Annotated in this window: 10 protein-coding genes and 2 pseudogenes; 4 read left to right on the plus strand and 8 right to left on the minus strand. The window is 71.4% G+C overall.

Annotated features, from left to right (window positions below):
• Window positions 1-86 precede the first annotated feature (86 nt).
• Window positions 87-524 carry a glutaredoxin domain-containing protein gene (locus ACIRQF_RS00720; RefSeq protein WP_404087651.1) on the plus strand — a complete coding sequence of 146 codons (438 nt, stop codon included), beginning with the start codon at window positions 87-89 and terminating at the stop codon, window positions 522-524.
• 86 nt (window positions 525-610) lie between these two features.
• Here ACIRQF_RS00720 and ACIRQF_RS00725 read toward each other — a convergent pair whose 3' ends face one another.
• Window positions 611-1,591, minus strand: coding sequence for an ArsR/SmtB family transcription factor (locus ACIRQF_RS00725; RefSeq protein ID WP_404087653.1), 981 nt, complete (start codon window positions 1,589-1,591; stop codon window positions 611-613).
• Between the two features lie 138 nt (window positions 1,592-1,729).
• On the opposite strand from ACIRQF_RS00725, the gene ACIRQF_RS00730 reads away from it, so the two are divergent.
• On the plus strand, window positions 1,730-2,689 hold the full coding sequence (locus ACIRQF_RS00730; RefSeq protein WP_404087655.1) for a hypothetical protein: 960 nt from the start codon (window positions 1,730-1,732) through the stop codon (window positions 2,687-2,689).
• A 164-nt stretch (window positions 2,690-2,853) separates the two neighbouring features.
• Here ACIRQF_RS00730 and ACIRQF_RS00735 read toward each other — a convergent pair whose 3' ends face one another.
• From ACIRQF_RS00735 to ACIRQF_RS00745, 3 genes and pseudogenes are all read right to left on the minus strand, one after another.
• Window positions 2,854-4,677, minus strand: coding sequence for a thiamine pyrophosphate-requiring protein (locus ACIRQF_RS00735; protein ID WP_404087657.1), 1,824 nt, complete (start codon window positions 4,675-4,677; stop codon window positions 2,854-2,856).
• Window positions 4,678-5,264: 587 nt separating this feature from the next.
• Window positions 5,265-5,723, minus strand: a pseudogene (locus tag ACIRQF_RS00740) (SRPBCC family protein); the annotation flags it as partial.
• Window positions 5,724-5,896: 173 nt separating this feature from the next.
• Window positions 5,897-7,147, minus strand: coding sequence for a cytochrome P450 (locus tag ACIRQF_RS00745; protein ID WP_404087659.1), 1,251 nt, complete (start codon window positions 7,145-7,147; stop codon window positions 5,897-5,899).
• Between the two features lie 123 nt (window positions 7,148-7,270).
• Here ACIRQF_RS00745 and ACIRQF_RS00750 point away from each other — a divergent pair, with 123 nt between their 5' ends.
• Both ACIRQF_RS00750 and ACIRQF_RS00755 read left to right on the plus strand, forming a co-directional pair.
• A complete protein-coding gene (locus ACIRQF_RS00750) occupies window positions 7,271-7,507 on the plus strand; it encodes a DUF6480 family protein (protein WP_404087661.1) in 237 nt (78 codons plus the stop codon).
• A 111-nt stretch (window positions 7,508-7,618) separates the two neighbouring features.
• Window positions 7,619-8,137, plus strand: coding sequence for a DUF6328 family protein (locus tag ACIRQF_RS00755; RefSeq protein ID WP_404087663.1), 519 nt, complete (start codon window positions 7,619-7,621; stop codon window positions 8,135-8,137).
• 245 nt (window positions 8,138-8,382) lie between these two features.
• On the opposite strand, the gene ACIRQF_RS00760 is transcribed toward ACIRQF_RS00755, so the two are convergent.
• The 4 genes and pseudogenes from ACIRQF_RS00760 to ACIRQF_RS00775 all read right to left on the minus strand — a co-directional run bounded on the left by ACIRQF_RS00760 (window position 8,383) and on the right by ACIRQF_RS00775 (window position 11,205).
• A complete protein-coding gene (locus tag ACIRQF_RS00760; RefSeq protein WP_404089470.1) occupies window positions 8,383-9,573 on the minus strand; it encodes a PP2C family protein-serine/threonine phosphatase in 1,191 nt (396 codons plus the stop codon).
• A 96-nt stretch (window positions 9,574-9,669) separates the two neighbouring features.
• Window positions 9,670-10,044, minus strand: a pseudogene (locus ACIRQF_RS00765) (STAS domain-containing protein); the annotation flags it as partial.
• 85 nt (window positions 10,045-10,129) lie between these two features.
• Entirely contained in the window at window positions 10,130-10,471 is a 342-nt protein-coding gene (locus tag ACIRQF_RS00770) for a helix-turn-helix transcriptional regulator (protein ID WP_382484169.1), read from the minus strand.
• A gap of 401 nt (window positions 10,472-10,872) precedes the next feature.
• Entirely contained in the window at window positions 10,873-11,205 is a 333-nt protein-coding gene (locus tag ACIRQF_RS00775; protein ID WP_404087665.1) for a plasmid stabilization protein, read from the minus strand.
• Window positions 11,206-11,228: the final 23 nt, after the last annotated feature.

The raw sequence follows: 11,228 nt of genomic DNA on the forward strand, positions 1-11,228 counted from the left end.
AACGAAGGCGCCTCAGCGTGCGGCGAACACCCAGGTGAGCAGCCTGGTTCGAGGAGCATTTCGATCCCTCGCTAGAGTGCGTCACCATGATGCGCGCCTGGATCCTGCCGACGCTTCTCGTGCTCAGCGGCGCAGCCGTCGCGACCGGGCAGATCTCCGAGGGGAGCCCCGGCACGGCCGCTGCTCTCCTGCTGGCGTTCCTGACGCTCGCCGGCGTGAACTCACCCCTGATCTTCCCGAGGTCGATCGGAGCGCAGGAGGCACAACGCCGCACCGCGGTCGACGGCCGACCCGTCGTCTACTGGCGGCCGGGCTGCAAGTACTGCATACGACTGCGCATCCGGCTGGGCCGCAGCGCCCGCCGACTGCACTGGGTGAACATCTGGCGCGATCCGGACGGCGCCGCAGCGGTGAGAGCGGCCAACGACGGCAACGAGACCGTGCCGACCGTCGTCGTGGCAGGCCGGCCACACACCAACCCCGATCCCGCGTGGGTGCGCGACATGCTCTCCCCCTCCGCCTGATCAGAAAGGCCTCCCTACGTCCCGCCTTCACTGCCGGGAGCACCGCGACGGAGGCCTTCCGGCCGAACGGGGCGTCGTACGGCCGCTCAGGTCCCGGCCAGCAGGGAGTGTCCCAGCGGCGTGAGGCTGTGGAGCACAGCGGTGCCGGTCCGTACGGTGTCGATCAGCCCCGCGCCGCGCAGGACGGCCGCGTGCTGACTGGCCGCAGCGAGGGAGACGCCGGCGCGATCGGCGAGGGCCGTGGTCGTGGCGGGGGTGCGCAGCAGCGCGAGCACCTTCGCCCGGGTCCGGCCCAGCAACGCCCCCAGGGCCTCCGGCCGGTGGTCCGTCCCTTCTCCGCGGCACATGGGGTAGACGAGGACCGTCGCCGCCTCGGGGCGGTACATCACCAGAGGCCCGCCGGCGAACCATGAGGGCACGAGCAGCAGCCCGCGGCCGCACAGCGGAATGTCGTACGTGGAGGACGAGGGCAGGTGCAGCGTGGGCGGCTGCCATCGCCAGGTCGTTCCCAGGGTGGTCAGCAGGGCGTCCACTCCCCCGCGCAGCAGCATCTCGGCGCGCAACGCGCGGTCGGTCAGGGCGTCCCTGCGAATCCGCGGCCACAGCGGACCGATCGACGCGTCGAAGTGGCGGCGCGCGTCGTTCACCAGGGCACGCCGTGCGGCCGGCGACCCCTGGGCGAGCTCGTGAGCGCACCTTCCGGGGTGGGCAAGGCCGCCGTTCCAGCCGCAGGCGTCCGGGATCCCGAGATCGATCGCCAACCGCGCCGTCGGCGTGGCGGCGGCAAGGTCGAGCGCGTCCTCGAAGTCGTGCGCCGCGGGCTGCAGGAGGAAGTCCGGCACGAAGCCCCGCTCGGCGACCAGACCGGACAGAACGCCCGCCCGCGCCGTCCCGCTCGCATCCTGCGACCGTCGCCGGTGCTCCACGACCGGGTGCGGCATGGCGGCACCGCGAGGAACCTGTGGGCGGCCCGGGCGGAGGCTCAGGGCGGTCTCCGAAAGCGCGTTGGCCGCCGGGGCGAGGGTGATCTGGCGCAGGTCGGCGGCGGTGAAGTGTAAGCGGATCACGCCGACCGATTATCGGCCCGGCGGAGCCTTTCGCACAGGGGTGAAAGGCAGTGCGTTCCGCGGGACGAGAGGCCAGGCTCCGGAATACCCGTCGAGCGATCCGCCCGGCGACCGGCCCCTCACCGGAGGAATCCGTCGATGCACCGCAGTCATGTCCGTTCCGCCTGCCTCGCCGCCACGGCCCTGCTCACCGCCCTGTGCGCGGCACCCGGCCCGGCCGCAGCCCGGGAACTGCCCGACACCTACGTCGTCTCCCGGGAGCCCGGTGTGCTGCCCGAGGGGATCACCATCGCCCGGGACGGCACGATGTACGTCTCCTCCGACGGCACCGGCGCCCTGTACCGCGGCCACATCGGCGACCCCGCCCTGCGCCCCTTCCCGGCGCGCGGCCTTGAGGACCGCCCCAGCTCTCTGGGCGTCCACACGGACCGCCGGGGACGCGTCCACTCCGTGGGCGGCGCGACCCTGACCGTCCACGACCGCCACGGCCGGCTGCTGGCCACCCGGACCGCTGCCGACGGACCTCTCGGCGCGCCCGACCTCAACGACCTGGTCGTCACCAAGGACGCGGTGTACGTGACCGACTGGGCCAACCCCGTCATCCACCGGGCCGTGATCCGGAACGGCACTCTCGGTCCGCTGGAACCCTGGCTCGACATACGCGGCGCGTTCCCGCAGTTCCCGGCCCGTTACTGGCTGTTGAACGGCATCGTCGCGAACGAGGACGGGACCGCCCTCCTGGTGGCGTCCAACGGTACCGAGGCGGTCTGGCGCATCGGCACGGCCGACAAAGCGGTCGAGCAACTCGACCTGGGCGAAGCCTCCTTCGGCCCTGATGGCATGGTCCTGCGCGGCAGGACCCTCTACGCGGTGCTCAACTACGGTGCCCCGCACGGCGTCTACATCGCCCAACTGGACGACGACCTGCGCACGGGCACAGTGACCCATCGCATCACCGGGAAGAACTTCGACCTGCCGACCACCCTCGCACGTCACGGCTGCCGCCTCTATGTGATCAACAGCCAGTTGGACCAGCCGCCCGGCCGCCCGCCGTACACGGTGACCGCCGTCGACGACCCCACGTGCGCGACCCCTTGAGGCCACGGCGACGGCCCGGATACGCGGAAGGGCCGCCCGGATCGGTCCTGCGGGAGGCGTCCGTACGCGGCGGGGTCAGGGCCGAGGCCGTCGTCGGCTCCGGACGCTCCGGCGGGCACGGCTGAACACGGCGGTGCTCACCCGTGCCCCACCCGGGCGTTCCCTCATGCGTCCTCGGGTCCGGGCCGGTCGTCACGGTGTCGCCGGCCGGGCAGGAACTCCTGGACCTTGGCCTTGAAGCCCTGGCGGATCACGGCGGCCCGGTCGCTGTCCCCCTTGAGGACGGATGCCGCCGCGGCCTCGATCTGGTCGAGCGAGGCGTGCGGAGGAATCGGGGGCACGGCCGGGTCGGTGACGAAGTCCAGGACACAGGGCTTGTCGGCGGCCAGCGCCGTCTCCCACGCCCCCTGGACCTCGTCGGGCTTCTCGATCCGGATGCCGTGCAGCCCGATGAGCCGGGCGAAGTCGGCGTACGGGATGTCGGGGATCGACTGCGAGGGCAGGAACTGCGGGGCGCCGGTCATGGCGCGCATCTCCCAGGTGACCTGGTTGAGGTCCTGGTTGTTCAGGACGGCGACGATCAGCCGCGGATCCTCCCACTCCCGCCAGTACTTGGCGACGGTGATCAGCTCCGCCATGCCGTTCATCTGCATCGCCCCGTCGCCGACCAGCGCGATCGCCGGGCGGTCGCCGTACGCGAACTTGGCCCCGATGAGGTACGGGACGCCCGGTCCCATGGTGGCGAGCGTGCCCGACAGCGAACCCCGCATGGCGCCGCGCAGCCTCAGATGACGGGCGTACCAGTTGGCGGCGGATCCGGAGTCGGCTGCCAGGAGGACGTCCTCGGGCAACAGTGCGTCGAGGGCGTGGACGACGTGCTCGGGGTTGACGGGGTCGGCGCCCACGGCGGCGCGGCGTTCCATGACATCCCACCAGCGGGCCGTGTCCTTCTCGATCTTCTTGCGCCAGCGCTTGTCCCTGCCCCCGTTCTTCAGCAGCGGCAGCAGCCGCTCCAAGGTCTGCTGGGCGTCGCCCACCAGGTTCACCTCGAACGGGTAGCGCAGTCCGACCATGTGAGGGTCGATGTCGATCTGTACCGCCCGTGCCTGTCCGAACTCCGGCAGGAACTGCGTGTAGGGGAACGACGAGCCGATCACCAGGAGCGTGTCGCAGTCCATCATCATCTCGTACGACGGACGGGTGCCGAGCAGGCCGATGGAACCGGTGACGTAGGGCAGATCGTCGTCGAGGGCGTCCTTGCCGAGCAGCGCCTTGGCGACGCCGGCGCCCAGTCGCTCGGCGACGGCCATGACCTCCTGACGGGCGCCGCGGGCCCCCTGTCCGATCAGGATCGCCACCTTGTCACCGGAGTTGAGCACTTCGGCGGCGCGCGCCAGGTCCGCGTCGCCGGGAACCGGCGCGTACTGCGGCATCCCGAGGCTGGAGGGGACCATCTTGAAGGCGTGCTCGGGCGGCGAGTAGTCGAGCTCCTGCACGTCGGCGGGGATGATCACTGCGGTCACCGACCGCCGGGCCATCGCGGTGCGCATGGCGCGGTCGAGCACGTTGGGCAGTTGCTCGGGCACGGTGACCGTCTCGCAGAAGTCGGAGGCGACGTCCTTGTAGAGGGCCATCAGGTCGACTTCTTGCTGGTACGAGCCGCCCATGGCGCTGCGGTTGGTCTGCCCGACCAGGGCGACGACCGGGACGTGGTCGAGCTTCGCGTCGTACAGGCCGTTGAGCAGGTGGATCGCGCCCGGCCCGGAGGTCGCGGCGCACACGCCGACCTTTCCGGAGAACTTCGCGTACCCCACGGCCTCGAGCGCGGCCATCTCCTCGTGGCGGGCCTGCACGAAGCGCGGCTTGTCGCCGGCTCGCTCCCAGGCCGCGAGCAGCCCGTTGATCCCGTCGCCGGGGTAGGCGAAGACGTGTTCCACCTCCCAGTCGCGCAGACGCTGGAGAACGTGGTCGGAGACCTTGATCGACATGACACGGAACCTTTCGGCAGTCGTTGGCCGGCCGAGGTGGACTCGGGCCGTCGTGGGGCGGGGCGAACCCGGGCGGACCGGGCCATGGGATGCGCGACGAACCGCCGCGCCCCGGCCGAGGTGCCGGCTGCCGTGGCGCCCGAGACCGGCGCCGTCCCGCCCGGAGAGCCGGGCGGGACGGCGGCTCGGGCCGTCGGGCCCGTTCCGGGGCGCCGGCTGGCGCCCAGCCGAGAGCACCAGGCGCCCACCCGGGAGCAAGACGGTGCCGTCGACGCGGGCGGCCGGCGGCCGTTCCCCCGGACGCGCGCGGGCACGGGCAGCGGGTCACGCGGGGCGGGCTCCTCTCCGGTGCTCAGCCCCTCTCCCCCACCTCGGACCGGCCACGGGCGTCGGACAGGCGTCGGCGTCGCGGGTCAGGGCATCTTCGGCCCGCCGGGCTCCGGCGGGAGGTCCCGGGTCTCGGGCAGAGGCCGATGCCCGGCCCGCCCCGTGAGGCCGCCACCCATGGCGTCCCCGCCCGGCATGTCGCCCGGGGGCGTCCCACCCGAGGACATGCCGCCCGAGGATGTCCCACCCGAGGACATCTCACCCGAGGGGCTGATGCGGCCGCGCCACTGACCCGTCTCGTGGCCGTGTTCCTCGATGAACCCCTTGAACCGCTTGAGGTCGCCCTTGACGCGGCGGTCCAGGAAGCCGAGGGCGTCACCGGCCTTCTCCGCCATCCCCTCGGGCTCCACGTCCATCGCGAGCCGGACCCGCGTGTGGTCCGGGTCGAGGCGCTGGAAGGTGACGACCCCCTTCTGCTTCACGTCACCGCCCACGGTGCGCCACGCGATGCGCTCGTCCGGCAGCTGGTCGACGATCTCGGTGTCGAACTCGCGCCGGACTCCCGCGACCTTGGTCCGCCAGTGACAGTGACGCGCGTCGACCTGCCGCACCTCCTCCACGCCTTCCATGAAGTTCGGGAAATCCTCGAACTGCGTCCACTGGTTGTAGGCGTTCCGCAGCGGAACGTCCACGTCGATCGTCTGCTCCACCATGCTCACGGTCATTCCTCCTTCACGCTGTCGGGACAAAGCGGGATCGGTGCGCGCGTACCCGGCAACACAGGGATCAATCTCGGTGTTCTCCGGACGGATGGGCCGCAAGGGACTGCCGCGGAAGGCCTTGAGGCTTCCCGGAGGTCGCACGGTCCGGAGGTCCGCGCGCAGAGGAGTCATCATGCGAGGTCGAGTTCGAAGCCGCTGCGGGGAAGGGTCGGTATCCGCGACAGGGGGATGGTCAGGTCCTGGTCGGGGACGCCGTAGTGGAGCCGGGCCAGTTCCGTCGCCAGGGTCGCGAGGACCATGACGGTGATGTCCTCGCCGGGACACCGGTGGCCCTGGCCCGGGTCGCCGCCGCCCTGCGGGATGAGATGCTCCGGGAATCGGCCCGCGCCGGTGAAGCGGTGGGGATCGAAGCGGTAGGGGTTCTTCCACAGGGCAGGGTCGTGGTTCTGCCCGTAGAGGTCGAGCAGGACCATGGTGTGCTCGGGGATCCGTTCGCCCCGCCACGTCAGGTCCCGAGCCGCGAGACCGCCGACGAAGGGCGCGAACGGGTAGAAGCGCCGTACCTCGTGGGCGAAAGCCCGCGCGTGGACGCCGCCGGCGTCCGAGCGCAGCAGGTCGCGATGGTGCGGCCAGCGGTGCAGGGCGTGCGCCGCGAAAGTGGTGAACCAGGCGATCGCGATCGTGGGGCGAACGATGTTCAGCAGCTCCACCGCAGCCGTGTGCGGATCGAGAAGCGACCCGTCCGTTCCCTGGTGCCGGGCCACCGCCTCCAGTGCGGTCACCCCGTCACGGGCCGGCGGCCGCGGCGTCTCGCGACGGGCCTCGACGAGGTCGGCCATGACCTTCTCCTGCCGGGCCCGGGCATGACGGGCACGCACATGGCGTGGACCGGGGGCGGCAAAGCCGTCGACCATCGCCGTGCAGTCGTGGGCCAACCGCTGGGCCTCCGGGCCGGAAAGGGGCAACCCCGCCCAGTGGCAGACGGCGAGGGCGAGGGCCTTGGCGGACTCGTCGAACAGCACGATGCGCTCACCGGTCCGGCCCTCCACTGCCTCGCGCCATCGGCGCCTTACCTCCGCGCCCAGGTCCGCGAGGCCCTTCTCGTCCTTGAGGAGGGCGAGAAAGAGAGCCTTGCGCGCCCGGTGCGCTTCCCCGTCCAGGGTGTGCACGGCCCCTCGCCCGAAGAGGGTGTCGAGAACCGGCCCCGGCAACGCCTCCTTGCGTACGACGTTCCGCTCGTCGTAGAAGAAGCGCACCGCCTCAGGGCCGTGGAGCGCGGTCACGGGCTTACCGAGCAGGCGGGTCCGGTACGTCGTGCCGTCGATGGTGCGCAGCCTGTCGGGCAGCCAGGCGTAGCCGTGGGCCCACACACCGATCGTGCCGTCACGCAACGGCCCCATGAGAGTCTCGAAAGGGGGCATGCGGGGCGGCTACCCGAACTCGAGGGCCGCATCCGGGACGACCAGATCCCGCTTGCCGGGCTCGGGCGTGGGTAGGCGCCGGTCACGCACGGCGGTCGCCCGGCCGCCGAGGAGGTGAGTTCCATGACCACCCCGAGCAATCCCGACCCCGATCCCCGTGCCACGACGGGACTCGAGCCAGGCGGGGGCGTGCCGGCAGGCGAGACACCACCCGCGGAGGCCGGCACCGGAACGGGCACGGGCCCGTACCGGAAGCCGAAAGCGGGCTGGTCCAAGGGACCGCTGCTGATCCTCGCACTCGCTGTCCTCGTCTTCGCCTTGTTCTTCGCGGTCTACGGCATCGTCCTGGCCACCCGCTGACGGCGTCGCTCGCACCCGCCTTCTCCCGGGTGTGGGCCAACCGTCGAAGGCACGGGCGCTACTGCCGTGTTGAGGCGGAGTTGAACCTTCGAGGCTGGGCACACTGCGGTCATGGCAACGGAGAGCGGCAAGGATCCTCGACAGGACGCGGTCAGGGACGGGCGGGACGAGACGCAGGAGGAACGTGCTGACCGCAGATGGACGGAGCTGCTACAGGAACTGCGGGTCGCTCAGACGGGGATGCAGATCCTGTTCGGTTTCCTGCTCGCGGTGGTCTTCCAACCCCGCTTCACGGAACTGAACGACGTCGACCACACCATCTACGTCGTCACCGTCGTCTTCGGCGCCGCCACGGTCAGCGCGCTGGTAGGCCCGGTTTCGCTGCACCGGCTGGTCTACGGCAGGCGGCTCAAGCCCCAGACCGTCGTCCTCGCCTCCCGCATGACGCTCACCGGGCTGGTATTGCTGTACTGCACCATGGTGCTGGTCTTCCTGCTCATCCTGCGCGTCGCCCTGCACGACACCCTGGCGTTCTGGCTCGCCGCCTGCATGGGCCTGTGGATCGCCCTGTGGTGGTTCGCCGTCCCCCTGTGGGCACGACACCGGGCCCGCGGCATGTCGCAACGCTGAACCGCGTGGGCGGACACGTCGGTATAAGGGAGGTGCTCGACGCAGGACGATTCGGCCGCGGGACGCCGTAGGCCCGGCATGTCAGCCTGAGCACATCGGAAGTCGGCCTGACCGCCGCCGCCTGCGGCGGGAGAGAAGAGAAAGGAACCGCAGGCGGCATCCATGTGCCCACCGTGGCCGCCACCCGGGGTCCGGGTGGGTCGGTGGACAGCGGCTCTCCCGTCGCCTGCCCCCGGAGCACCGGCTCAACCATCTCTCATGCCGGCCCGCTGCGAGGCGGACCCTTCACCCTCTGCCCTCGTGGGCCCGTGCCAGTCCAGGCACAGGACGGTGGCGTCGTCCTTCGGCGGCCGACCCCGGTAGGCGTCGGTGACCGCGCCGACCAGAGTGCGCACCACCTCGCGCGGATGCTCGGTGGCGGTCTTGCGCAGGAGGGCCGGCAGGTCCACCACGTCGGCATCGCGTTCCTGCATGCCGTCGGTGTGCAGCAGGAGGCGGTCACCGGGGCGCAGGTCGATTTCCTGGACCTGGTAGGCGCCCTGGGAGGGGATCCCGAAGGGCATGTTCACGGACAGGGGGAGTTCGGTGACCGCGCCGTCGCGCAGCAGGTAGGGCCAGGGGTGGCCGGCGTTGACCAGCTGGGAGCTGGTGCCGTCCAGGGCGACGCGCAGCAGCTGGCCGGTGGCGATGCTGTGCCGGCCGTGGTCGAGGAGGGCCTGGTGGACCTGACGGGCCTGCTCCGCGAGGCCGGTTCCCGCTCGGCGGGCGCCCCGGGAGGCGTTGACCAGGAGGGTGGCCATGAGCGAGGCGCTGACGTCGTGACCCATGGCGTCGGTGATCGACAGGTGCAGGGTGTGGGTGTCGAGGCTGTAGTCGTAGGTGTCGCCGGCGATGTCGGAGGCCGGGACCAGGGCGCCGGCGAGGGTGAACTCGGGGGCCTCGCAGCAGGAGGCGGAGGGCAGGAGCTGGCGCTGGATCTCCGCGGAGAGGCTGACCGTGTCGGTACGGTTGCTCCAGTGGTAGAGGTCGGTGAAGCGGCGGTCGGTGGCGATGATGTACGCCAGTGCGTGCGCGGCCCCCTGGATCTGCGTGCAGGCCTCAGGTGTGACCTGGGTGAGGAACAGCTCCAGGACGCCGATGGTGTCGCCTCGGTTGGTGACCGGAGCCAGCACCCGCTGCCCGTCCTGGCCGTCCGGGGTCACGATGAGGCGCTGACTGCGCAGCACGTCGTCGTAGAGGCTGCTGCCCGCGAGTGGGACCTGTTCGGCGGGCTGCTGCCCCGGTTCGGCCGCGGTGTCGTGGACGCGCAGCAGGCGCCGGCCGACGACGTCGACGAACAGGAACGACACGTACCTGGCGTCGAACCGGTCGCGCAGGTTGCGGGCGACGACATCGAGCGAGCGCACGGGCGCGGCTTCTTCGGCTGCCGCGAGCACCTGGCTCAGCCCTAGCTGATCATGCGCCCCGTCGGCTTCCCGGAAGACGGACTCTCCTTCCTGCAGCGCCGCCGTGGGCCAGGCCCGGATGGTCAGCTGCCGGTGCACGCCGCTCAGGCGCAGCAGGCGGGCGACCGGCCGGCTGACGGCGGCGAGCACGAGGGACTTGTCGGCTTTCAGTGCCAGCCGGTCCAGCTCGATCAGGAGGTCCACACCGGTGGTGTCGCAGTAGGTGACGGCGGACAGGTCCAGCTCAAGGCCGTCACGGCTGGAGTTCAGCGCCTCGACGAGGTAGCCGCGCAGTCCGTCGCCGTCTTCCCTGTCGATCTCCCCGCGCACGCGGGCCAGCACGCGCTGCGGTCCCGGCTCGAGGACCACCGCGACGACGGACGGGAGCGTGGTGCCGCTGATGTGCTCCGCCGCGACCGGCAGGCGCTCGGGAGGAGAGTTCATGGCCTGTTCCCTTCGCATGCCGGAAGCGGGACGAGGGCCTGGTAGGGCGGTGGCAGGGGGCTGAGGGCCGCGCCGGCGCGCGGGCCGGCCGCACGGTGCGCGCTCACTGTCGCCACCTTCCGTGGGAAGCGGGCCGGTGTCTCGTCGGCGGGCCGAGGTCGACCAGCAGGCGAAGAAGGTTCGCGACCTCGTGCGCACCCTCGGCCGGATGACGGAAGAGGGTCCCGGCCGTGACCTCGTAGTGGTTGCGGCGGCCGTGGCGTACCCGGGTGAGGTATCCCGCGGTCTCCAGATCCCCGATGATGGCCCCCGCGGCGCGTTCGGTGAGCCCGCAGGCCTCGGCCAGGTCACGGAGCCGGACCTCGGGATCACGAAGGATCATGGCGAGGATCCGGGCATGGTTCGTGACGAACGTCCAGCTGGTTCGCGGCTCGACCTGCCCCATGTCCGAATTGTACGATTTGCCATTCCGGTTTCGCCAGACCGGAAGCCGGAATCCTGCAAGGCCTCGTCAGGGTGCCGCGCCCATAGCCCCTCGCACAGAAGGGGCGCGAACCGCGGTGCCGCGGGCGCGGACCGTGGCGCGCGGGCGCGGACCGTGGTGCCGCGGGCGCCGCCGCGCCGGCAGGCGAGCGGCGGGCAGGCGGGCGGGCGGGCGGGCGGGCGGGCGGGGTGGAATTCCCCCCACCACGCTCACCGACCCGGCAAGCACCCAGGCAAGTGCGCTACTTTCCGCCAGGCCGACGCACGGCAGCGCATCCAACCGACGTCCCGCTGCCGGAGAGCGCCGGCGTCTCCTCTCCAGACGCGGTTCCCCGCACGCGAATCGGCCGGATGAACGGCCCGTCAGTGCCCGAGGGCGTTCTTGAGCTGTTGCTTCGTCATGGTGGAGCGGCCGTCGATGTTGCGCTTCTTGGCCTCCTCGTACAGCTCGTCCTTGGTCGGTTCGGACGACGACGAGCCCCCGCCGCGGGACTTCTCGCCGCCGCGCTGCGAGGCGGACTTGCCCTGGGTCGAGCTGCGGCTGGCCGTCTTGCTCTCCCCGGAACGGGCGCGTTCCTTGTTCACCGTCCGGGAGGCCATCTCCTTTGCGCGGTCCTCGGACATCCCGCGCTTCTCGCCGGACTCCTTGATGTGTTCGTACTGGCGTTCACGCTTACCGCTGGATCCTCGGGGCATTACGGCACCTTCTTCATCGACAG

It is taken from the genome of Streptomyces sp. NPDC101191 (assembly GCF_044767915.1).
Lineage (GTDB): Bacteria > Actinomycetota > Actinomycetes > Streptomycetales > Streptomycetaceae > Streptomyces.